Here is a 20,690-nt window from a genome sequence, read left to right as displayed (position 1 = left end):
CCTTCCCGAAAGAGAAGGTTCTATTGCCATACCGCTTAATGTTCCTTGATCACGTTGTAGAAGGTATCGCGCTCAAGAGCCCGTTTGCCTGCCCCTTTAATCAGCCAGACGAGCTCATCAACAGTAAGCGCCTGTTGGGTAAGCGCACCGGCAGCGTGACTGATTCGCTCCTCAACCAGCGTGCCGTGCACGTCGGAGGCGCCCATCGTCAGGGATACTTGTGTCAGTTGGGTACCGATGTTGATGAAGTACGCTTTGATGTGCGGGAAGTTGTCCAGCATCAGGCGGCTGATGGCCATCGTTTTCAAATCGTCGAAAGCAGAGGTGCGACGCTTGATGCCGTGCGTTGTTTTCAGCGGCTGCATCGCCAACGGGATAAATACCATGAAGCCGTTGGTCTCATCCTGAAGTTCACGGACCCGAATCATGTGAATCAACCGTTCTTCCATCGTCTCGATGGAACCGTACAGCATAGTAACATGGGTGCGCAGACCAAGTTCATGCGCAGTACGGTGAGCTTCCAGGTATTGATCCGTGCTTGCTTTTTCCGGGCTCATTTTTAAACGGTAGCGCTCGGACAGGATTTCGGCGCCGCCTCCCGGCATGGTATCCAGACCGGCTTTGATCAGTTCCTGCAGCACTTCGCGGAAAGAAAGGCCGCTGATGCGAGAGAAGAACTCGATTTCTGCACCGGTATACGCTTTGATGGTGACGTTCGGATACGCTTTTTTCAGTGTCCGGACGGTATCGAGGTAATAATCGAATTTCTGGTGCTGGTTGTGTCCACCGACGATATGGAATTCGCGAATCCCGTCGTGAAAGCGGCTGCCGACATAATGAAGCAGTTCGTCCATGCTCATGGTGTAGGCGCCGTCTTTCCCGAGGTCGCGGCGGAACCCGCAGAACTTGCAGTGGGCCTCGCAGACATTGGTCGGGTTGATGTACATGTTTTGGATGAAGTAAACGTCGTTGCCGTTTTTTCGTTGATTGACCAGGTTAGCCAATTGTCCGATTGTCAGCAAGTCGTTGGATGCATAGAGAGCGAGGCCGTCTTCCAGTGTCAGGCGTTCGCCGTGTGTGACCTTCTCCACGATAGCGGTCAACGATTTGTCTTGCGTTTCCAAAATTTCAAGCGCCATGGCTTGCACATCCCTTCCGGTAATAGTAGTCGAGGGATCTGTCCCGAGACAACAAAAGCACCTATATTATAAATCTCTTTGCAGGGAGGAACAATATAAGAAGTTTAGCAACTGCAAATTTGCTAAAAATTTACAATTATCGCCAAAAAATTTCTTTCTATTGGCAAGAGAGTGAAATTTCATTTGATAAATGTCCATTTCAGCTGTAAAATATAGGTACAAAAGCCTTATTTTTCGATAGGAGGAGATTCCCCATGCGGGAACTGTTACTGGAAAAAATCGAACTCCTTCGACAGCAAATGGTGAAAATTGGGTTGGAGTGCGGGTTGAATCATCCTCAAGTCCTAGAATACAGCCAAAGAATCGATCAACTGCACAACGAACTGAACCAGATGGATCAGGGTCTGTCCAAGGCAGTGAAAAATAAGCATAAGCAACCGTACCGGTTTTACATTTTAGAGAGCAAGGCGCATTTTGCCTAGATCCAACACGCCGCAGGGAGGGGCCCCCCTCCTTTTTTTGTGTATAGGAATTGATAATAATGGACATCCAATAAAGCCACTAGGATAGTGTTCGGTGCCCCGCCCGGCGAAAAAAGGGACCCCACTCGGCTCAGCGATAGCTACCGCCGAGTGGGGTGAGAATAGCTCATGCCGGGTGGGTTTTTTAGTTGTGTGGCCCGAAGTGCAGCGCAAACCTTGTTGGGATGGGAGTTTCTTTGTATACTGGAAGTGATCAGCAGCAAACTAACAAGGACGCTGCAAAGGAGGGAATGTCATGATTACCTTGACGGAACAAGCCAGCAAAAAAGTGAAGGAAATGCTGGCGGCGGAAAACAACCCGAACCTGTTCCTTCGTGTAGGCGTGCGGCCAGGCGGCTGCAGCGGTTTTTCCTACGGCATGGGTTGGGACCAGGAAATGAAGGAAGGCGATCAGACCTTCGAAACGGATGGCGTCAAGATCGTTGTCGACAAGGACAGCTACCAATACATCAAAGGCACGGAGATTGACTACAAGGAATCGATGATGGGCGGAGGCTTTTCCATTCACAACCCGAATGCGGTGGCAAGCTGCGGCTGCGGCGCGTCATTCAAAACCGCGCTCGCCGAGGGAAAAGCGGAGAAGTGTGACGAGTAAGGATCGGGAATTAGGATTGTGAATTTCAAACCTCTTTGACTTGTGTAAACGCTATTGCACAGTGTCAGGGAGGTTTTCTTTTTGCTAAAGATTGTGAACGTTTTTGACGACGTTCCCATGGAAACGCTGTCCAAATGGGCAGAGAGAATTCACGCCGGGACAGGTATTGACAAAGGCTTGGCGGCAGAGGCGTTGACGTTTTACCATAACAAGAGTCATGCCCAACAGGATGTCCACATACACTTCCAGTAATGAGTCTGAGAGGAGTTGCATGTGGAATGATCCATGAGATTGCATTTGAACCAACCGAACAGGAGAATCCGACCGCCCAATTCCACCAGTGGCTGCAGACGAATCCGCACGTCGAGCTGATCCGATTGGCGGCCGTCTATCGGGTGCGGGAAACGGATTCGCCGGAAAAACGGCAGCTCGCCCGGTTTTTGCGTCAGCTGGACGAGCTTTCCTGACGTTCAAAGTTTGTTCGTCAGATCGTCAACAGCCGTTCACAGATTGCCATGAATTGGCACCTGATCTTTCGATACAATGTGAGTGTGAACCAAAAAGAATGGAAAGAAGGGTGCCACATGAAAAAGTGGGGTTTTATTCTCTCGACGCTCGTGGTTTCAGCTGTCATGCTAGCAGGCTGCGGAGGCGAGAGCAAGCCGCAAGCGACGGAAACGTCTCAATCCGCACCGGCCGCATCCGGCAACGCGATCAACATCGAGGCGAGCAACTGGAAATTTAACCAGGACAAATTTGAAGTGAAAGCCGGCGAACCGGTCACGATCAACTTCAAATCGGCTGAAGGCTTCCACGGCATCACGATTGAAGGTTTGGACGTCAACATCCAAAAGGAAGGCAGCAAAACCATCACACCTGACAAGCCGGGCGAGTATCAAATCCTTTGCAGCATCCCGTGCGGCCCTGACCACGGCAAAATGGCTGCGACCCTGGTTGTTAAATAAATCAAGTTCCCAAACACTCGGGTCACGTCGATCTGGGTGTTTTTCCACAGGAAGGACGGACATACTAAAGGCATCTTCCCACAGGAGGTAACCCGGATGTCCAAGACCTAAGGAAAGATCAGCACTAACCCACGTCCATCAAATCTGATGGACTTTTTTGGTGTATAAGAATTAATAAATTTGGACATCCCATACAGCCGCTAGAAAAGTGTTCGGGGCCCCGCCCGGCGAAGAAAGGGACCCCACTCGGCTCAGCGATAGCTAACGCCGAGTGGGTTGAGGATAGCTAATGCCGGGTGGGTTTTCTTGTTGATGGGCGCAATCGTGCATGATTTTTGCATATTTCGCGCATTTTAAGAAACAATGAAACGGGAAAGACACCTGCAAAAAGAGGAGTGATCCAAATGAAGAAACAATGGACTAACGGTTTGCTTGCAACCACTCTGGCTCTGGGATTGGCGATTCCGGCCGCGGCATACGCAATGGAAGATTGGATGACAAGCACGGCGTCTTCGTCAAATGGAAAGCCATTCATCCAGCATAAAGGGGACCTGCACCGGAAGGATCACAAAAAAGCAAAGCTGCGCCATGGGCTGTCGCTGGGTACGCACCGCCAAATGTACCTGACGCTGCTTGCGGAAAAGTACACGCCGGAAAGCGTGGATAAATGGGAAGCCGCGTTTGCCGAGAGGGAACGCTTGATGACGGAATGGAAAGCGCGAAAGTCTGATGAAAAAACAGACCCCAAGAAACAACAGAAGCGGGAGGAATTCAAGCAGTTCCGCGAATTCCTGAAACAGTTCAGGCAGGTGCACGACGAGTTTGATGCCGCCATCGAATCCGGTGATGAGGCCAAAATCAAAGCGGTCATGCCGAAGCTGCTTGCGGAAACCGAAACGATCAACCAGCACCTCGCAAAAAAGCTGGAGGAAAAGAAAAACTAGAAAGCGTACATGTTCCTGTTTTTTAACGCATCCTTTTCTGCATGGAACAAAATGGGAGTGACGTTGATGTCCTCCGCTCTCGTCTAAGGCATCCGCAAAGAGTGGGTAAACCATTGTTGCTCGTCCCATTCCCGAACAGACACTAGCTGTTCCTGCCTGCAGGCGGGGCACCAGCCCACATGAATGCACAGATGGTACTGAAAGTCGGGAAAGCCGTTGGATAACTTGGAATCATCGATTTCCCTATAGGGGCTGTAATCTCCGTAATAGTCATAGATGCGGCCGGAGTCGTCGAGCGTCTGGCCGCAAGCGCGGCAAACGGCCCGAAGAGCGTGGAATCCGTTGCAAATGGGGCAGAGATGATTCATGGCGGCATACCTCCCTGTTCCTACTTTGCGCAGGCTCCCCGCCCCCTATACAGACTGTTGTGCCGCATGAAAAAACCCTGCACGGATGCGTGCAGGGTGTAAAGATCGGGCCACGCCCGGCGAAGAAAGGGACCCCACTCGGCTCAGCGATAGCTAACGCCGAGTGGGTTGAGGATAGCTATTGCCGGGTGGGTGTTTTAAAACATGCTGGAGGAATGGCCCGGCTGCAGCTTGGCTTCCGGGTTGATGTAGCCGACGGCGTTGTTCACTGCGGTCGGAGCTTCACCGAAGCCGACTGCGATCAGCTTTACTTTGCCCGGGTAGGTGGCGATGTCGCCGGCCGCATAGATCCCAGGGATGTTCGTTTCCATTTTGGAGTTGACAACAATTGAGCCTTTTTCCAGCTCAAGACCCCAGTTTTTGATCGGACCGAGGGAGGAGATGAAGCCAAAGTTTACGATCACGGCGTCCACTTCCAGGTCTTTTTCTTCCTTGGTCACGTTGTTCTGGAGTGTCAGGCGCTCAATGCGCTCATCTCCGTGCAAAGCGGCAATTTCATAGGGAGTGGTCACTTTTACTTTGGAAGACATAAGCATTTCAACACTGTGCTCATGAGCGCGGAATTTGTCCCGGCGATGAATGAGATGGACTTCTTTTGCAATCGGTTCGAGCATCAGGGCCCAGTCGACAGCGGAGTCGCCGCCGCCGATAACCGCAACGCGTTGGCCTGTAAAAGAGTTCAGATCGGTCACGAAGTAGTGCAGGTTTGATTTTTCATACTTGACGGCATCCGGATGCTCCAGTTTGCGCGGCTCAAAAGCGCCTACGCCTGCTGTGATGATTACGGCTTTGGAATAGTGAATCCCCTTGTCTGTCGTGATTTCAAACGAGTTGTCCGGTTTCTTTTCCACATTTTCCACCTTTTCTTCGAGGCAGACAGTCGGGTTGAAACGAGACAGCTGTTCCTTCAGGCCATTGACAAGGTCCTGAGCCAGCACTTTTGGAAAGCCGGCAACATCGTAAATGTATTTCTCCGGATAAAGAGCGGAGAGCTGACCGCCCAGTTGCGGCATACTTTCGATAATTTTTACGCTTACCTGACGCATTCCGCCATAAAACGCGGTAAACAAGCCGGCAGGGCCTCCTCCGATGATGGTAATGTCATATACCTGCTCGTCCTTTTGCAGAAAATTCAATCTCAAGCACCTCCGAAAGATTCTGAACACATTCCTTCCTATTATACCCATTCTTTCAATCGAAAAAAAGTATAGAAGGCGTGAAGATTTAGGCAAAAATTACTTGCAAATCTTGTCGATTCCCTGCTAATATGAATGTGAAAGTGTGAACAAACTGACACATTTTTATTTTTCATTAGTTTGTGCCTTTTTTCACAGGTTGTATTGGCAATGATTCCGTTACTACCTTCAACTGAAAAATGGGCATCTTAATCGTATCTAACCACGTGAAAATCGGCACAAACTTCCAAGGTTTTCTAAAACAAATGAAATGGAAGGGATACCATGAGCACACCAAAAATCCTCATTCTGGGGGCGGGGTACGGAGGGCTTTTGACCACTCTGCAGCTGCAGAAGAAGCTGAACTACAACGAAGCCGAAGTGACCCTGGTCAACAAGCACGACTACCATTACATTACGACCTGGCTGCATGAGCCGGCTGCTGGAACGGCTTCCGCAGATCATGCGCGCGTATACCTGGATCAGATTATCGATACAAACAAAATCCGCTTCATCAAAGGAACGGTGCAGTCCATTCAGCCGGAAGAGCGCAAAGTGACGCTGGAAAACGGCGATGTGCTGATGTATGACTACCTCGTGATCGGGCTGGGCAGCGAGCCGGAAACCTTTGGCATCCAAGGCTTGAAGGAACACGCGTTCAGCATCCGCAGCATCAACGCCGTGCGCCAAATCCGCGAACACATCGAGTACATGTTCGCCAAGTACAAAATGGAGCCGGAACGTACGGACTACCTCACGTTTGTCGTTGGCGGCGCCGGCTTTACCGGCATTGAGTTCTGCGGCGAACTGGCAGACCGCATTCCCGAACTCTGCCGCGAATTCGACGTAAACCCTGAGCTCGTCAAGATCTACAACATCGAAGCGGCACCGACAGCGCTGCCGGGCTTTGATCCGGATCTGGTCAACTACGCGATGGAGGTGCTCACCCGCAAAGGCGTTGAGTTCAAAATCAACACGCCGATCAAGCAGTGCACTCCGGAAGGCGTCGTACTCGCAACCGGCGAAGAAATCAAGTCCGCTACCGTGGTCTGGACCGGTGGCGTCCGCGGCAACAGCATCGTCGAGAAATCCGGTTTTGAAGTCATGCGCGGCCGTGTGAAAGTTGACGAATACCTGCGCGCGCCTGGCTATGACAACGTGTTCATCGTGGGTGACTGCGCACTGATCTTCAACGACCAGGGACGTCCGTATCCGCCGACTGCGCAAATCGCCGTGCAGGAAGGTGAAAACTGCGGAGCCAACCTCGTCAAGATCGTTCGCGGTGAAGCAGTACTCGAGCCGTTCGTGCCGAATCTGCAAGGGACACTCGCATCCCTGGGTAAAGGCGAAGGCATGGGTATGGTTGGAACGAAGAAAATCTACGGAACCAGCGCTGCGTTGATGAAAAAAGCAAGCGACCTGCGCTACCTGTACAAAATCGGCGGCGTCGGCCTGGCGCTCAAGAAAGTCCGTCTGTAAGAGGGCGGCAAAACGATGCGTCACGCGAGTATCCAGGTGCGAGGCCTGTTGACCAAGGACGAAATGGATCGCTACAACGCGTTGATGGAAGTGGGAACGTTTCTGGAAGAACAGAATCGCTACGATCTTGCCCATCACGTGCAGCGGGAAATTGACATCCTCATCCTGCCTGCGATTGATCGGCTGAAGGAAAAAGGCCGGGAGCGGGACCGGGAGAACCTGCGGTACATGATTGACAACGGACTGCTGGATGAGGATGACGAGTAAATCATAAGGGGACCCCTGATTTTGTCAGGGGTCTTATGCTTTTGGGATGGGACGGGTATACTTGGCAAGAAAGAAGCTCGGAGGTGGACATGCGTGCGCAAAGAAAAGGTTTGGCTGGGTGCTTGCGGAATTGTTTTGAGAGGAGACGAAGCGCTCGTGGTGAAAAAAACATACAGCGGGTTGAAGGGGAAGTGGTCGTTTCCGGCGGGGTTTGTTCAACCGGGAGAAACGGTTGATGAGGCAGCGGTACGTGAAGTGCTGGAGGAAACAGGCATCACCGCATCCGTGCGTCAGGTTGCAGCCATCCGTTCCGGAGTGATACGCGGTGAGATCAGCGACAACATGGTTGTTTTCCTAATGGACTACGTCAGCGGAGAGCCGCGGCCGCAGGAGGGGGAGATCGCTGAAGCGGTCTTTTTGCCGATCCGTCAGCTCATTGACGATCCTCTGTCGACCACCTACATGAAAATCATCCTGCCTCACGTTCCTGAAATGGCCAGCTATCTCACAGGGCAGAAGTATGAAATCGACCCAGTCTTTGAATATACGAAGTACAAAATTTTTAAGTAAACATGAGAAATTGCTAGAAAAACCGGATTGTACACGCTTACATTGCGGTTTTTTCTGTCTTTTTCACGAGAAATCTCCGTTTGCAAAACGTTCGTCGTCTGCTATAGTAAGACCACACCGAATAATCAGAAAAGTAACGAAATTCCAAAAAAGGGAAAACACAAAAGAGGATAGGAAAGGAGAAGTCACCATGAGACAAGATCATCAGCAAGAGCAATGCCCGTACTGCATGGGCCAGGGTTACTTCCAACTGATCCTGGGTGGAACGGAGAATTGCCCGAATTGCCAAGGGGCAGGCGTTCACGATCCAAGTCAAGCGGAACTGGCCACCAACAAGTAAACAATGCCGATCACGAGCCGATGAACCATCGGCTTTATTCTTTTTCACACACTTGACACATCTCAAAATTGACCTCTCCTGCCGTTTTCGCTACACTTATACCTGAAATGACGGGAGGTCCGGAGGAAAACATGAGCCTGTTACAATTTGCTGTTTCCATCGTGCTGTTTGCCGTTTTGGGTTTTGGCATCGGTTTTATCATAAACATGGTCCTGCGCACCACATGGCTGCCGGTGGTCATCACCGTCGGTGTAATCGTCGGCGCACTGATTTACAAGCAGATCATCCCCGGCGTGGTTGACTCGATTATTCTGGCGTGCGGCATGATTGGAACCGTGGTGAGCGGCTGGACCATTCAAACCCTGCGGAAAAAGGGATATCGGATGTTTTGATCGTCCGTTATTCCGCCTATCCTCGGCACCGCGCCCACGTCTCTTCGCTGGGCAGGTCGTCACAGTTCGCGTACGGCTGGAATAAGCGGCCTCTCTTCTCACAGGCAACCGTTTGTCAACCAATCGCCAGATCTCCTTAGGAGATCTGTTTTTCTTTGCATCAAACTGGAAAAATATCCCAACCAAATATTTCCACAAATCTAGCAATTTACGTATAGGCCTCTCGTTTCCGGGACATTACTAGAAACGAGAGGAGGTTTCACAAACATGAATGGGAAGCTTTTGGTGAGTATCATCGCGCTGTTCATCATGGTGTTAACCAGCTTCGCTACCGATGGATTTACCTACAATCTGGTCGGGTCCAACTCCGTGGAAACCGCTTATGGCGTAAAGGAAAAGCGAGAAGGGACGCGGATGGTGAAAAAGCGCACCGTCTCCGCCAGCTCGTTCACCCAAATGATTGACAAGGAAGAAGCGGACCTGATGCTGGAACAATATCCAAAGGTGCGTGTCGTGGCCACCGGTTACACCGCGGGGTATGAGTCAACGGGCAAAGACCCGTCCCATCCGTCCTACGGAATCACCTACTCCGGCGTAAAGGTGCGTCGGGATGAATACTCCACCATTGCTGCTGATTTGCGCGTGTTTCCGCTTGGTACCGTGCTCTATATTCCTGGTTATGGATATGGGGTCGTAGCCGACAAGGGCGGCGCCATTCGCGGCAACAAGATTGACCTTTACTTCCATACCAAGCAGGACGTATTTAAGCAGTGGGGCAAAAAGTCCCTTGAGGTATACGTCGTGCACAGAGGGGAAGGGAAAGTAACCGAAGTGATGATGAACATGTTGAATGAAAAGGGTATAGCGGCGATGGCCCAGCCTGTAAACTAGTGAAAAAAGGATTTGGCGCTCCGGGATACACGGACCCAAATCCTTTTTTCAGGTGGTTAATCCGGGATGGCGAGATGAGGATGGATCAGTTGGACCAGATGTTCGAGTCCGTCCAGAAGTCGGGGAGAAGGTCGGCAATACAGCCCTTCCTCCAATAGATGCACCCGGTTGTTTCGAATGGCCGCAGCCTCTTGCCACTCGGGCCGTTCCGTTATCATCGCCGGTTTGATTCGTTTTAATTCAATGCCGCACCATACCACGCAGATGTGGTCGGGGTTACGCTCCAGCACCATTTCTCGCGTAGCTTTGACGTTGTCCACAGGATAGTCGGCGAAAATGTTTACGCCGCCGGCGATTTCACTTACATCCGTCAACCAGTTCTCCCTTCCCGGTGTATAGATCGGGTTGGGCCACCACTCCCAGTACAGTTTTGGCCGGTAGGTCACCCGGGAGGTTGCCTGCCGGATGCTTTCCACTTTTTCGACGAATCGAGAGGCAAGCTGCTCCGCTTCTTTTTCACGGCCGGTTGCTTCGCCCAGCTCGCGGATATCGGCAGGGATATCGGCGATTCGGGAGGGATTCAGCACGATATGAGGGAGATTGCGCGCGGTCAGTGCTTCCACGTTTTTTTCCATGCCGGGGACGCTGAGAGACGCCACCACAAGATCCGGCTGGAGGGCTTCCACTTTGTCCATGTCGATGGTGAGGTCGGGTCCCACACGGGGAAGATGCTGCCACTCCCGAGGCCAGTCAGAGTGGTCATCCAGTCCGATTACCTGCTCGCCAAGACCTAAAAGGTACAACATTTCGGTATTGCTGGGGCAGATGGAGACGATGCGCATATACTCCCTCCCGTTGTCTTCTTTCTTTCACTGATAATACGTATGTAAAAGAAGTGCCACCATGACGCCAAGCCAGCCGCCGATCAACACCTCGATGGGCTGGTGTCCGAGCAGTTCCTTCAGCTTTTTTGCTTTTTCCTGACTCTGCTTGACTTTAAACGTCTTCATTCCTTCGAGCAGGTGATTAAATTCATCAACCAGTTTGTTCAGCACGACGGCCTGCATGCCTGCGTGACGACGGACACCGGCTGCGTCGAACATGACGATGACACCGATGATCGCGGCGATGGCAAATGTGCTGCTGGTAAAGCCTTCACGAATGCCGACGGCCGTTGAAAGAGCGGTGACTGCGGAAGAGTGGGAGCTGGGCATTCCGCCCGTGCTGAACAGCAGAGACCACTGCCAGGTTCTGGTTGCGATAAAATGAAGCGGAATCTTGATGAACTGGGCAATTCCTATGGCAAGTAATGCTGCCCACAAGGGAAAGTTATCAAAAATATCTGCCATAAGGAGAAATCCATTCCTTTCTGCTGTTCACTTATGAGATTATTGTAACAGAACAAAGTGTCAATCATCCGTGAAGTTTTCATAAGGTTTTCGGTACGGGCCTATCTGTGTTACCATGAGGGAAGGAAGGACGGAGGTCTGGTGCAAAAGCGTTTTCCCGAACAGTATTACCAGTTTGTCGACAAGTTTAATGAACGCGAATTCTACGAGTGTCACGACCTGCTGGAGGAACTTTGGATGGAGGATAAGTCCAACAAGTTTTTGCAGGGCTTGCTGCAGCTCTCCGTCGGGCTGTACCACTTTGAGTGCGGCAATATCAAGGGGGCGCGCTGGATGTTTGCCAATGCCCGCAAGTACCTCACCAGGTATGCGCCCGTTCATTGGGACCTGGATGTCAACCAGGTGCTCGCTTACCTTGACAGCTGTCTGGCCGCCCTTCCCGATGCAGACTCCATCCCGTACGATGTGGCCAAGGCCATGCAATTTCCAAAACTGCAGATTATTTTAACCTAAGAGAGAGAAAGAAGGAAGAGGATATGGACGTGAGCGTAGAAAAACGCACCGCTCTTCATGAGATTGCCTGCGACGAGCTGTTGATTCCGGTTTGGAAAGGGGAAGAGCTGGCTCACGCTTACCCTGAGCTCGACCAGCTGTTCGGCGGCGCGCTGAGCGACCTGCAAGGCGGCAAGGAGATCACGGGCGAGGCAAAAGGTGTTGCCGTCATACATACATTGGGCAAGCTGCAGGCGAAAAAACTGGTGTTTGTCGGTATGGGGGAGCGGGAGAAACTGACGTTTGTCCAGGCGCGAAACGCTATGGCCCGCGCTGCGAAATCCGTCAGCGGAAAAGGTTCCAGGAAACGCGTCGCCATCGATTTGCCTCAGGTCGAAACACTGTCGTTGGAAAGATTGGCCCAGGCTGCGGCAGAGGCCTTTCTCCTGGCGAGCTACCACTATGAAGGATACCGTGAAAAACCGAAGCGGGAAGAGCCGGTACTGGAGCAGGTCAGTTTTTTGGTCGGAAGCGAGGAAGAGGCTGAAGCCGTGAGGACGGGCGTAAAGCTGGGGCAGGCTTTTGCGGCCGGAACCAACCTGGCCCGTACGCTGGTCAACGAACCCGGCAACTACATGACGCCGCGCGCACTGAAAGACGCTGTCGTGGAAGTAGCGGAACGCTATGGAATGAGCTATGAGGTGCTGGAGAAAGCTAAGCTGGTCGAACTGGGAATGGGCGGTGTGCTGTCGGTGGCGCAGGGAAGCGCCGAGGAGCCGTACGTCGTAGCCGTCAAATACCAGGGCAAAGAGACATGGGATGAGGTCATCGGGCTGATCGGCAAAGGGGTTACCTTCGATACGGGCGGCATCTCCATCAAACCGGTTGCCGGGATGGAGGATATGAAGTCGGACATGGGCGGTTCCGCCGCCATGATTGGTGCTCTGGAAGCGCTGGGACAGCTGAAACCGAAGGCCAACGTCCTCGTCGTCGTGGGCTGCGTGGAAAACATGCCGTCGGGCACGGCGTACAAGCCGGGTGACGTGATTACCACCATGAGCGGCAAAACCGTGGAAATCATCACGACGGACGCAGAAGGCAGACTTGTGCTCGCTGATTGCATCACCTACGCCCGACAGCAGGGCGTAACCAGCTTGGTCGACTGCGCAACCCTGACCGGTGGAATAGTGGTGGCACTGGGACATTTCTGCTCGGGTGCCATGACCAACAACCAGTCCCTTGTTAATGAAGTGCTGGCCGCAGCTGAGCAGGCGGGCGAACGCCTGTGGCAGCTGCCGACATTTGAAGAATACCGCGAATTGAACAAAAGCCGCTTTGCCGATCTGAAAAACTCCGGCGGCCGTTACGGCCACGGCATTATCGGCGGTGTGTTTTTGCAGGAGTTCGCAGGCGATACGCCGTGGGTGCATCTCGACATTGCCGGAACCGCTTATTCCTCTTCGGCAACAGACTATCATCCCGGCGGCGGAACGGGTGTCATGACCCGTACGATTGCCCAGTTTGTCCTAAACCGCAGTCAAGAATAAAAATAGAATACCACTTTAAGAGGAGTGTCTGTTCATGCCGCATCAAAACCCAAGCAACGAAAAGCGCCGCGAGCTGCTGCAGGAAGCGAAAACCATTGCTGTCGTCGGTCTGTCCAACAAGCCGGACCGCACCAGCTACATGGTGTCTCAAGCCATGCAAAACAACGGATACCGCATCATTCCCGTCAACCCGACGATCGCCGGGGAGACCGTACTGGGTGAAAAGGCAGTAGCCACATTGACGGAGATCGACGAACCGGTCGACATCGTCAACGTGTTTCGCCGCAGCGAAGAAATCATGCCCGTCGCTCAGGATGTCTTGCAGATGAAACACAAGCCAAGGGCTCTCTGGCTGCAGCAGGGAATTGCCAACGAAGAAGCGGCCGAATTGGCGAAGCAGCAGGGAATTGAGGTCATCATGGACCTCTGCATCAAGGTAGACCATGCCCTTTTGGGTGTAGGAAAAAAATAACGATCGTGAATACTGCCGTCCTTTTTGGCGGCAGTATTATTTTTGGCAGGAATATAGATCAAAAGGCCACCTCGAAGACTCCGATTCCAACTGGATATTGTAATTTGTTTAGATAATATTATAATCATGATTGCGGATTTTAGATGCTTTCGGCTAGGGTGGAGGTAGGAAAAGGGAATGGGCATAGAGTTTATCTTGATCATCATGGGAATCAACATCCTGTATGTGTCGTTCTTTACATTGCGGATGTTGATGGTGATCAAAGGGTATCGCATGCTGGCATCGGTTGTTGCCATGGTGGAAGTGTTTGTCTATCTGAAAGGACTGGCGATCGTCCTGGACAACCTGGATAATCCGATTAACTTGGCGGCCTATTGCATCGGGTGGGGCATGGGCGTTTATTTCGGCAGCAAAATTGAAGAGTATTTGGCCATGGGTTATGTGACGCTGCAGGTGGTGGTGGACTCGCTGGAGTGGGAGCTGCCAGCCAAGCTGCGGGAACAGGGCTTTGGAGTCACTTCCTGGGTAGCCGAAGGCAGGGACGGGCACCGTCTGATGATGCAGGTGCTGACCAGACGGAGCAACGAAAAACAGTTGTGGAAACTGATTAACAGCATCGCTCCAAAAGCATTTGTCATTTCTTTTGAGCCCAAGAATCTGAAAGGCGGATTCTGGGTGAACCGACTACGCGATTAGAATGCTTCTTTGCGAAAGAAAAACAGCCAGCTTGTTCACTTTATTTAAGGTGAACGGGCTGGCTGTTTGTGTTTCGGCCAAGGCTTGCTATCCGGTCTGATGCTGCCCTTCCGAAAACGAAAAATGATTGGCATTCAGCACGATTTCCCGGATATAGAGCATGGTCTTGCGGGTCGCCTCTTCGGGGTCGTAGCTGCGCCGGTTGTTCAGGAAAGTGGTGAACATGCCCTGCCAGATCAAAATGGTCATCTCGTTGATGCCAACCACATTCTCCTGTTTCATGTAGCCCTCCTTGACGAGAAGATCGAGGACGGCTAAACCGCGCTTGGAGATGTTTTGCTCGAGGATCAACGGTTTCAGTTCTTCAGGAATGTCAATGATTTCAGCGGGATAGACGCTGTAGTAATGCTTTAACAACTCTTCCGGCTGGCTGCCCAGGTCAGCGATGAAGATCGCATGAAAAATTTGCGGGTTTTGGAACGAATGCCGGCAAAACAATTCCCAGGCACGCAAGTACTTTTCCTGCGGCTGCAGTTCCTTGCTCTTGTATATCTTGACGACTTCATCGGTGTATGGTTTCAGGAACTTCATCGACGCGAAAAAAACCAGATGGGAAATCTCGCTGAAGTAGTTGTAGATGGTCGCACTGTTGTAGCCGGCCCGATCTGCAATTTTGCGGATCGTCACATTAGACACGCCCTCTTCCTGGATGATCTGAGCGGTCGCTTCCACAAAGTATTGCCACATGCGGCTCAATTGAATGGTCTTTTTCTTCTTCAACGCCATCACCTTTCACTCGATTGCAATCGTGCACAACCGCGTATGGTTTTAAAAATAGTTTACTATTGAAAGAAACAAAAAACAAACCATTGCGGAAAAATAACCTATCATGATAATATAATCATGATTATTTTTATTATAATTTTAAATATTTTTTTATTTTGGGGGGCGATTGAATGAAGAAACCACAAATTGACCCATGGATTTTTTGGCCATCGTTGGTAGTTATCTTGCTTGTCACTGTAATTCTTGGCGTCAACCTGCGAGGGTTCTTTCTTGCATCAGGGGGGCAGGTTGTGCAAGAATGAAAGAAACCTTGGCTTCGGGATATTGACAAAGGAGTGGAGCTGTATGTTGATCAACAAGACAAATGAAATGAAACACGATCGTGTCCCGCCCAATCAGAAAGTCACGACCGGTTTTCCCGTGCTTCACTACGGCGAGGTGCCGGAATATACCGACTTGGCGACGCAGTGGAGCTTTCGGATTTTTGGTCTGGTGGAAGAGGAGAAGACGCTGTCCTACGAGCAAATGATGGCCCTGCCCAAAGCGCAGATCACCAACGACATCCACTGCGTGACCGGCTGGAGCAAGCTGGACAACGTGTGGGAAGGCATCCCGGTGGAGGAAGTAGTAAAACTGGTCAAGGTAAAACCGGAAGCCAAATACGTCATGCTGCACGCCGAGCACGGCTGGACGGCCAATATGCCGTTGGCCGATTTCCTTGCTCCCGGCAATCTGTTCGCCAACAAGCACAACGGCGAGGACCTGACGCCGGAGCACGGCTGGCCGCTTCGCTTCGTCATTCCGCACCTGTACTTCTGGAAGAGTGCCAAGTGGGTGCGCGGGATTGAGTTTTTGGAAAAAGACAGACAGGGCTTCTGGGAGAAAAACGGGTATCACATGTACGGCGACCCGTGGCGGGAACAAAGATTCGCTTGGGATTAGTTGCTTCTATTCAAGTGCACCTCTGATCAACAGGGCGTCTTTTTTACAGAGCAACATTCTAACTTGGCAAGAGCGAGTTTACATCTCCAGAGTTGTTGCATATAATGTGTGTAGAGATAATCGCTACCGTTCTTCAAGGATGGTAGGACAAGAGTGGACAGCAGGAGAAGGTACCTTCTCCTGCTGTTTCATTATGGGAGATGATTATACTATGGGGGAAAGAGTTGCATTATTTATTGAAATGGTCAACGAGTGGAAAAGGTAACGATGGTTATTAACGGTTACTTTAGGATAGTCACGGCGACCCGTGGAAAGAGCAGCGGTTTGCGTGGGATTGATGAATGGAAAAAGAAGGGCTATCCATGAGGTAGCCCTTCTTTTTGATTCCTATTACCAGAAGCGGAGACAGACCCGGGAGCAGAAATAACGTCATAGGTGAAAGCAGCCAAGACGGCGCCAAGCAAGGGGCCTATTACATAGACGGGAAAATGGCTCCAGTAAACGGTTCCACCTGCCAGACTGTCCACCACATAAGGGCCGAAGGTTCGTGCTGGATTGAATGAGGAGCCCGTCGGTCCAGCCGTCATCATGATAATGCCGCCAACCGTCAAACCAATGATCAGCCCTGCGAAGCCTTGGGGAGCCCGCGAATCAACTGCGACTCCCATAATGACAAGCATAAGAATAAAGGTTTCCATCGCTTCAATGGCAATTCCTTGAACATATCCGGTTGTGGGTGAAAGGACGGTGGCACCGAGATTTCCCACAATGGCTCCATCCGTACCCAATACAACCAGAATCAAAAGCGCTCCAGCGATTCCTCCCGCACATTGGGCAGCCACGTAGGCCGGAACTTCACTCCAGGAAAAGCGTCCCGTCGCCGCTAATCCGATGGTCACAGCCGGATTGATATGACATCCCGATACTTTCCCAAAAGTGTAAATCATAGCCATGACGATGATGGCAAAAGCCAAGCTAATGACACCGATATCAGCCAAAGTGGTCGAATGATTATTTTTTGCCGACAGGATACCGTGAAAGGCCGCACTTCCCGGACCGATTAGTACCAGAAGGGCAGTACCGACAAACTCAGCCAGACTCCGCCTCCATAAAGCAGGTGGATGCTCCACGGTCACACCACCTTTCTCTTGTCCAATCTCTTTTTGCTGTGAAGTCGGATTATTTTACCAAGCCATGAGGATCAATGACATATTTTCTCGCAGCGCCTTTATCAAATTCACGATAGGCTTGCGGTGCTTCTTCCAGTGAAATTTTGGTAGCATTGACCGCTTTGGCGATCTGAACCTTGTCATTGAGGATCGCCATCATCAATTCGCGATGGTATCTCATGACGGGAGTCTGCCCGGTGACAAAGGTATGGGCTTTTGCCCATCCGAGGCCGATGCGAATTTTCAACGTACCCACTTTTGCCTCCTCGTCTACAGCGCCGGGATCACCCGTCACGTAAAGACCAGGGATACCGAGCCGACCTGCAGCTCTGGTTACTTCCATGATGGAGTTTAGAACGGTAGCAGGTGCCTCGGAATGGTCGCTGCCGTGACCGTGTGCTTCAAAACCGACGCAGTCTATCGCACAATCAACTTCTGGAACGCCCAGGATTTGTTCGATTTGTTCAGCCAGGTTGCCATATTCACTTAAGTTGACCGTTTCACAGCCAAAGCTTCTCGCCTGATCCAGTCGAGCGGCATTTAAGTCACCGACAATGACGACGGATGCCCCTAACAGTTGAGCGGAATGGGCAGCAGCAAGTCCAACGGGCCCTGCTCCGGCAACATAGACGGTAGAGCCGGGACGAACTCCGGCACTCACGGCGCCATGGTATCCTGTCGGGAAGATATCCGAGAGCATGGTCAGGTCAAGAATTTTTTCCATAGCCTGATCTTTGTCGGGGAATTTCAGCAGCTGAAAGTCTGCATAGGGGACCATGGCGTATTCCGATTGACCGCCTACCCAACCGCCCATATCGACATAACCATAGGCAGAACCTGGACGATCAGGGTTCACATTCAGGCAAACATGGGTGTTTTGTTCTTTGCAGCTTCGGCATCTTCCGCAGGCGATGTTGAACGGCACCGAAACGAGATCCCCTTTTTTGATAAATTCAACATCACGCCCAACCTCAATTACCTCTCCCGTAATCTCGTGGCCCAGGACAAGGCCGGCTGGTGCTGTAGTCCGACCGCGTACCATGTGTTGGTCGCTCCCGCAAATGTTTGTTGTAACCACCTTCAGGATAACGCCGTGATCACATTTGCGGCCGACATTTCGCGGATTAACCCCTGGACCATCCCGCAATACCAAATCCGGATACGTAATGTCCTGCACCTCTACCTTGCCGGGCCCCATGTATACGACTCCCTTGTTGCTTGCCATTGCCATTCCTCCTTATAAAGATGAATGTGACGATGCCGGAGAAAGAAAGCAAAAGGCATGCCAGTCCGAAAATGGTGAGAAAGATAGCGTTTTCATAAAGGGGGCTTGTAAACTGTTCTATTTTGAAACAACAAAGTGCTCCAATATGGAACAAGCTGGAGTTGTGTTGTAAGTTTCTGGATATTCTGTGATATACTAAGTGTTACATTCTTCCCATTCTGTTTGGAGGTGATCCTTTTGTCATCTCTTACTCCTCAGGCAGAGCAAAAAATGATCCAGCGCTCTTGGGCTCGGTGCTATTCGTTTGGGTTCAAACCGATGGATGTAGTGCAGGACGATCTGCTTACCGATCAACTGGTAAAAGAATTGGTAGAGGAGAATCACGATCTTCTTCATCACGTTGCCCCCGTATTTGAGAAGTTGACCCCTTTTCTAAGGAAGAGCGGACAGATCGCTCTTTTTGTCGATCGCAATGGATTCGTGCTCCATACACGAAGTGATCCCGACTTTGAAATGCAGGCAGAAAGTCTTCAGTTACGTGTAGGAGCGAATTGGCAAGAGCAAAAGAAGGGGACAAACGCGATGGGAGTCGCATTGCAGGAGGAGAAAGCTGTAAGGATCCACGGTGATCAGCACTTCTTTATGCAAAACAGGTTTCTTACGTGTACCGCGTCTCCCCTATTTGCAACCAATGGGGAGTTGGCAGGGGTGATCAACATCAGTGCAAGAACGGAACAATACAATCCCTATCTTTCATCGCTGGTTTGTTTTATTGCCGAATCCATACAAAATCGACTTCTGATCGAACAGGCGAAGCACGAACACCTAATCACCTTAAAAGAGCTGGAGCACACGTCCAATCAACTTCATACACCGCTCTTAACCCTCGATAGAGAAAACCGTATCATTCGCGCCAATCAAGCAGCGCGGCGTATGCTGGGGAAGGATTGCGTGGGAAAAGAATGGAAAGAGAAAAAGGGTTTCGTGATCGAATCGATTTTGGACGGTACGAATAAAATATGGTGCTCTGTTGCGGTGCTTACCAAAGAATCAAAAAAACAGCAGCTGTACACATTCGATCATATAGCTGGTTCTTGTGCCAGTATCCAAAGCGTGAAGGCTTTGGCGAAAAAAGCGGCGGAAAAGGATCTGTCGGTTCTTCTTTTGGGTGAAACAGGCACGGGGAAAGAACTGTTTGCCCAATCCATTCATTCTGCCAGTTCACGGGCAGGGTACCCGTTCATCGCCGTCAACTGCAGCGCCATTCCAGAAAACATCATAGAAAGTGAGCTGTTCGGATACGAGGGTGGTGCCTTCACGGGAGCAAAAGCTGATGGAAATCTTGGGAAGTTTGAGGCTGCACATCAGGGAACGCTGTTTTTGGACGAGATCGGCGATATGTCCCTTCGTGCCCAAGCGGCGCTGCTTCGTGTCTTGCAGGAGAAAGTGATCACCCCGGTTGGCAGTGTGAAAAGTAAACCGGTGGATGTTCGCATCATCGCGGCAACAAACAAGAACTTGTGGGAGGAAATAAAAGCAAATCGATTCCGATCCGACCTCTATTACCGATTGAAAGGGATTCAAATTACCCTTCCACCGCTTCGCAAACGGGGCGATGTAATTGAGCTGGCTGAACATATTGTCAGGACGTTAAACGACTCCTCCGCGATGACACTCTCCGCGGAAGCAAAAACGAAATTGCTTTCTTATCCGTGGCCTGGCAACGTACGGGAATTATACAGTGTGCTAAACCAGGCTGCCTTCTTGGCGGAAGAAAATCAGATTGGACCCGAGCATCTCCAGTTTGATCGGGAAGAAAGGGATCATGATCATCAACAAGCGGTTCCTTCTTTACCTGTTTTAGAAAAAGAGGCCATCCGGCAATCTCTCCAAATGGCCCGCTGGAACATCAGCAAAGCAGCCAGATTGTTGCAGATTAGCCGAAACACTCTCTATCGCAAAATGCAAGAGTACAATATCGTTCAACAGTAACTGCTTTATTTCTAACGGTTATCACATGTGCGGGTGATACTGAACCGCATAGGATAACCGTTTTTTTTAGTGTATAAGAATTAATAAATTTGGACATCCCATACAGCCGCTAGAAAAGTGTTCGGGGCCCCGCCCGGCGAAGCGTTAGCTAGTTACTCCTGAAAAAATCGTTTTTTGGCAGAAGCATCTCATTGTGGTGAATCTCAGGGGGCTACCGTGTAACTGTATCCGTTAATCGTTGCTTATTTGGCCATTTGGGCTGCTCTTCTGAGGTTATGAGCCCAGATTCCGAA

The 20,690-nt window shown here is 51.0% G+C and carries 26 protein-coding genes; 18 read left to right on the top strand and 8 right to left on the bottom strand.

Translation table 11 applies throughout. The features are described from left to right. Positions 1 to 35: 35 nt before the first annotated feature. Positions 36 to 1,139 (bottom strand): aminofutalosine synthase MqnE, encoded by a 1,104-nt coding sequence (gene mqnE, locus ACE99V_RS11575; protein WP_400491246.1) that lies wholly within the window; start codon positions 1,137 to 1,139, stop codon positions 36 to 38. A gap of 254 nt (positions 1,140 to 1,393) precedes the next feature. Here mqnE and ACE99V_RS11570 point away from each other — a divergent pair, with 254 nt between their 5' ends. The 6 genes from ACE99V_RS11570 (at position 1,394) to ACE99V_RS11545 (ending at position 4,185) form a co-directional block, all read left to right on the top strand. Further along, a complete protein-coding gene (locus ACE99V_RS11570) occupies positions 1,394 to 1,621 on the top strand; it encodes a Spo0E family sporulation regulatory protein-aspartic acid phosphatase (protein WP_400491245.1) in 228 nt (75 codons plus the stop codon). Between the two features lie 295 nt (positions 1,622 to 1,916). After that, positions 1,917 to 2,276 carry an iron-sulfur cluster insertion protein ErpA gene (gene erpA / locus ACE99V_RS11565; RefSeq protein WP_400491244.1) on the top strand — a complete coding sequence of 120 codons (360 nt, stop codon included), beginning with the start codon at positions 1,917 to 1,919 and terminating at the stop codon, positions 2,274 to 2,276. An 81-nt stretch (positions 2,277 to 2,357) separates the two neighbouring features. Next, on the top strand, positions 2,358 to 2,528 hold the full coding sequence (locus ACE99V_RS11560) for a hypothetical protein (protein ID WP_400491243.1): 171 nt from the start codon (positions 2,358 to 2,360) through the stop codon (positions 2,526 to 2,528). Between the two features lie 26 nt (positions 2,529 to 2,554). Further along, the gene (locus ACE99V_RS11555) at positions 2,555 to 2,743 is read left to right on the top strand and encodes a hypothetical protein (protein WP_400491242.1); all 189 of its coding nucleotides are present in this window, start codon (positions 2,555 to 2,557) and stop codon (positions 2,741 to 2,743) included. A gap of 117 nt (positions 2,744 to 2,860) precedes the next feature. Next, complete coding sequence (locus ACE99V_RS11550; RefSeq protein WP_400491241.1) at positions 2,861 to 3,241, top strand: cupredoxin domain-containing protein; 381 nt, start codon at positions 2,861 to 2,863, stop codon at positions 3,239 to 3,241. A gap of 404 nt (positions 3,242 to 3,645) precedes the next feature. Further along, complete coding sequence (locus tag ACE99V_RS11545) at positions 3,646 to 4,185, top strand: hypothetical protein (RefSeq protein WP_400491240.1); 540 nt, start codon at positions 3,646 to 3,648, stop codon at positions 4,183 to 4,185. An 83-nt stretch (positions 4,186 to 4,268) separates the two neighbouring features. On the opposite strand, the gene ACE99V_RS11540 is transcribed toward ACE99V_RS11545, so the two are convergent. Together ACE99V_RS11540 and ACE99V_RS11535 are read right to left on the bottom strand one after the other, a co-directional pair. After that, a complete protein-coding gene (locus ACE99V_RS11540; protein WP_400491239.1) occupies positions 4,269 to 4,553 on the bottom strand; it encodes a hypothetical protein in 285 nt (94 codons plus the stop codon). Between the two features lie 197 nt (positions 4,554 to 4,750). After that, positions 4,751 to 5,749: an NAD(P)/FAD-dependent oxidoreductase gene (locus ACE99V_RS11535; protein ID WP_400491238.1), complete on the bottom strand. Its 999-nt coding sequence runs from the start codon at positions 5,747 to 5,749 to the stop codon at positions 4,751 to 4,753. Between the two features lie 324 nt (positions 5,750 to 6,073). Here ACE99V_RS11535 and ACE99V_RS11530 point away from each other — a divergent pair, with 324 nt between their 5' ends. The 6 genes from ACE99V_RS11530 (at position 6,074) to ACE99V_RS11505 (ending at position 9,727) form a co-directional block, all read left to right on the top strand. After that, entirely contained in the window at positions 6,074 to 7,267 is a 1,194-nt protein-coding gene (locus tag ACE99V_RS11530; RefSeq protein ID WP_400491237.1) for an NAD(P)/FAD-dependent oxidoreductase, read from the top strand. A 15-nt stretch (positions 7,268 to 7,282) separates the two neighbouring features. Then, positions 7,283 to 7,534, top strand: coding sequence for a hypothetical protein (locus ACE99V_RS11525; protein WP_400491236.1), 252 nt, complete (start codon positions 7,283 to 7,285; stop codon positions 7,532 to 7,534). Positions 7,535 to 7,627: 93 nt separating this feature from the next. Next, positions 7,628 to 8,104, top strand: coding sequence for an NUDIX domain-containing protein (locus ACE99V_RS11520; protein ID WP_400491235.1), 477 nt, complete (start codon positions 7,628 to 7,630; stop codon positions 8,102 to 8,104). A gap of 190 nt (positions 8,105 to 8,294) precedes the next feature. Next, on the top strand, positions 8,295 to 8,444 hold the full coding sequence (locus ACE99V_RS11515; protein ID WP_400491234.1) for a YuiA family protein: 150 nt from the start codon (positions 8,295 to 8,297) through the stop codon (positions 8,442 to 8,444). A gap of 131 nt (positions 8,445 to 8,575) precedes the next feature. Then, the gene (locus ACE99V_RS11510) at positions 8,576 to 8,836 is read left to right on the top strand and encodes a YuiB family protein (protein ID WP_400491233.1); all 261 of its coding nucleotides are present in this window, start codon (positions 8,576 to 8,578) and stop codon (positions 8,834 to 8,836) included. A 267-nt stretch (positions 8,837 to 9,103) separates the two neighbouring features. Next, on the top strand, positions 9,104 to 9,727 hold the full coding sequence (locus ACE99V_RS11505) for a 3D domain-containing protein (RefSeq protein WP_400491232.1): 624 nt from the start codon (positions 9,104 to 9,106) through the stop codon (positions 9,725 to 9,727). Positions 9,728 to 9,783: 56 nt separating this feature from the next. Here ACE99V_RS11505 and ACE99V_RS11500 read toward each other — a convergent pair whose 3' ends face one another. Together ACE99V_RS11500 and ACE99V_RS11495 are read right to left on the bottom strand one after the other, a co-directional pair. Further along, a complete protein-coding gene (locus ACE99V_RS11500; RefSeq protein ID WP_400491231.1) occupies positions 9,784 to 10,569 on the bottom strand; it encodes a cobalamin-binding protein in 786 nt (261 codons plus the stop codon). A gap of 27 nt (positions 10,570 to 10,596) precedes the next feature. Next, on the bottom strand, positions 10,597 to 11,076 hold the full coding sequence (locus tag ACE99V_RS11495; RefSeq protein ID WP_400491230.1) for a divergent PAP2 family protein: 480 nt from the start codon (positions 11,074 to 11,076) through the stop codon (positions 10,597 to 10,599). Between the two features lie 141 nt (positions 11,077 to 11,217). Between ACE99V_RS11495 and ACE99V_RS11490 the strand changes: the two genes are divergently transcribed. The 4 genes from ACE99V_RS11490 (at position 11,218) to ACE99V_RS11475 (ending at position 14,283) form a co-directional block, all read left to right on the top strand. Further along, positions 11,218 to 11,589 carry a DUF309 domain-containing protein gene (locus tag ACE99V_RS11490; protein WP_400491229.1) on the top strand — a complete coding sequence of 124 codons (372 nt, stop codon included), beginning with the start codon at positions 11,218 to 11,220 and terminating at the stop codon, positions 11,587 to 11,589. 23 nt (positions 11,590 to 11,612) lie between these two features. Further along, entirely contained in the window at positions 11,613 to 13,115 is a 1,503-nt protein-coding gene (locus ACE99V_RS11485) for a leucyl aminopeptidase (protein WP_400491228.1), read from the top strand. A gap of 34 nt (positions 13,116 to 13,149) precedes the next feature. After that, positions 13,150 to 13,587 carry a CoA-binding protein gene (locus tag ACE99V_RS11480; protein WP_400491227.1) on the top strand — a complete coding sequence of 146 codons (438 nt, stop codon included), beginning with the start codon at positions 13,150 to 13,152 and terminating at the stop codon, positions 13,585 to 13,587. 177 nt (positions 13,588 to 13,764) lie between these two features. Then, entirely contained in the window at positions 13,765 to 14,283 is a 519-nt protein-coding gene (locus ACE99V_RS11475) for a DUF2179 domain-containing protein (RefSeq protein WP_400491226.1), read from the top strand. An 87-nt stretch (positions 14,284 to 14,370) separates the two neighbouring features. Here ACE99V_RS11475 and ACE99V_RS11470 read toward each other — a convergent pair whose 3' ends face one another. Beyond that, complete coding sequence (locus tag ACE99V_RS11470) at positions 14,371 to 15,063, bottom strand: TetR/AcrR family transcriptional regulator (RefSeq protein ID WP_400491225.1); 693 nt, start codon at positions 15,061 to 15,063, stop codon at positions 14,371 to 14,373. Positions 15,064 to 15,414: 351 nt separating this feature from the next. Between ACE99V_RS11470 and ACE99V_RS11465 the strand changes: the two genes are divergently transcribed. After that, a complete protein-coding gene (locus ACE99V_RS11465; RefSeq protein WP_400491223.1) occupies positions 15,415 to 16,011 on the top strand; it encodes a sulfite oxidase-like oxidoreductase in 597 nt (198 codons plus the stop codon). 356 nt (positions 16,012 to 16,367) lie between these two features. On the opposite strand, the gene ACE99V_RS11460 is transcribed toward ACE99V_RS11465, so the two are convergent. Continuing rightward, on the bottom strand, positions 16,368 to 17,141 hold the full coding sequence (locus ACE99V_RS11460; RefSeq protein ID WP_400491222.1) for an MIP/aquaporin family protein: 774 nt from the start codon (positions 17,139 to 17,141) through the stop codon (positions 16,368 to 16,370). A gap of 49 nt (positions 17,142 to 17,190) precedes the next feature. Beyond that, entirely contained in the window at positions 17,191 to 18,405 is a 1,215-nt protein-coding gene (fdhA, locus tag ACE99V_RS11455; RefSeq protein WP_400491221.1) for a formaldehyde dehydrogenase, glutathione-independent, read from the bottom strand. Positions 18,406 to 18,633: 228 nt separating this feature from the next. On the opposite strand from fdhA, the gene ACE99V_RS11450 reads away from it, so the two are divergent. After that, positions 18,634 to 20,397, top strand: a complete 1,764-nt coding sequence (locus ACE99V_RS11450; protein ID WP_491624841.1) for a sigma-54-dependent Fis family transcriptional regulator — start codon at positions 18,634 to 18,636, stop codon at positions 20,395 to 20,397. The last annotated feature ends 293 nt before the right edge of the window (positions 20,398 to 20,690 follow it).

The organism is Brevibacillus soli, from assembly GCF_044759095.2.
Taxonomy (GTDB): domain Bacteria; phylum Bacillota; class Bacilli; order Brevibacillales; family Brevibacillaceae; genus JBIYSM02.
The sequence above is the reverse complement of the archived record's forward strand: the minus strand, read 5'-3'. Positions and strand labels throughout refer to the sequence as shown.

What these genes read in the sequence shown, in the direction of transcription:
- ACE99V_RS11525 (WP_400491236.1), top strand. Translation starts at nt 7,283, where the DNA reads ATGCGTCACGCGAGTATCCAGGTGCGAGGCCTGTTGACCAAGGACGAA.
- ACE99V_RS11475 (WP_400491226.1), top strand. Translation starts at nt 13,765, where the DNA reads ATGGGCATAGAGTTTATCTTGATCATCATGGGAATCAACATCCTGTAT.
- ACE99V_RS11550 (WP_400491241.1), top strand. Translation starts at nt 2,861, where the DNA reads ATGAAAAAGTGGGGTTTTATTCTCTCGACGCTCGTGGTTTCAGCTGTC.
- ACE99V_RS11495 (WP_400491230.1), bottom strand. Translation starts at nt 11,076, where the DNA reads ATGGCAGATATTTTTGATAACTTTCCCTTGTGGGCAGCATTACTTGCC.
- ACE99V_RS11540 (WP_400491239.1), bottom strand. Translation starts at nt 4,553, where the DNA reads ATGAATCATCTCTGCCCCATTTGCAACGGATTCCACGCTCTTCGGGCC.
- ACE99V_RS11485 (WP_400491228.1), top strand. Translation starts at nt 11,613, where the DNA reads ATGGACGTGAGCGTAGAAAAACGCACCGCTCTTCATGAGATTGCCTGC.
- ACE99V_RS11515 (WP_400491234.1), top strand. Translation starts at nt 8,295, where the DNA reads ATGAGACAAGATCATCAGCAAGAGCAATGCCCGTACTGCATGGGCCAG.
- ACE99V_RS11570 (WP_400491245.1), top strand. Translation starts at nt 1,394, where the DNA reads ATGCGGGAACTGTTACTGGAAAAAATCGAACTCCTTCGACAGCAAATG.
- fdhA (WP_400491221.1), bottom strand. Translation starts at nt 18,405, where the DNA reads ATGGCAAGCAACAAGGGAGTCGTATACATGGGGCCCGGCAAGGTAGAG.
- ACE99V_RS11530 (WP_400491237.1), top strand. Translation starts at nt 6,074, where the DNA reads ATGAGCACACCAAAAATCCTCATTCTGGGGGCGGGGTACGGAGGGCTT.
- ACE99V_RS11555 (WP_400491242.1), top strand. Translation starts at nt 2,555, where the DNA reads ATGATCCATGAGATTGCATTTGAACCAACCGAACAGGAGAATCCGACC.
- ACE99V_RS11545 (WP_400491240.1), top strand. Translation starts at nt 3,646, where the DNA reads ATGAAGAAACAATGGACTAACGGTTTGCTTGCAACCACTCTGGCTCTG.
- ACE99V_RS11500 (WP_400491231.1), bottom strand. Translation starts at nt 10,569, where the DNA reads ATGCGCATCGTCTCCATCTGCCCCAGCAATACCGAAATGTTGTACCTT.
- erpA (WP_400491244.1), top strand. Translation starts at nt 1,917, where the DNA reads ATGATTACCTTGACGGAACAAGCCAGCAAAAAAGTGAAGGAAATGCTG.
- ACE99V_RS11480 (WP_400491227.1), top strand. Translation starts at nt 13,150, where the DNA reads ATGCCGCATCAAAACCCAAGCAACGAAAAGCGCCGCGAGCTGCTGCAG.
- ACE99V_RS11505 (WP_400491232.1), top strand. Translation starts at nt 9,104, where the DNA reads ATGAATGGGAAGCTTTTGGTGAGTATCATCGCGCTGTTCATCATGGTG.
- ACE99V_RS11465 (WP_400491223.1), top strand. Translation starts at nt 15,415, where the DNA reads ATGTTGATCAACAAGACAAATGAAATGAAACACGATCGTGTCCCGCCC.
- ACE99V_RS11510 (WP_400491233.1), top strand. Translation starts at nt 8,576, where the DNA reads ATGAGCCTGTTACAATTTGCTGTTTCCATCGTGCTGTTTGCCGTTTTG.
- mqnE (WP_400491246.1), bottom strand. Translation starts at nt 1,139, where the DNA reads ATGGCGCTTGAAATTTTGGAAACGCAAGACAAATCGTTGACCGCTATC.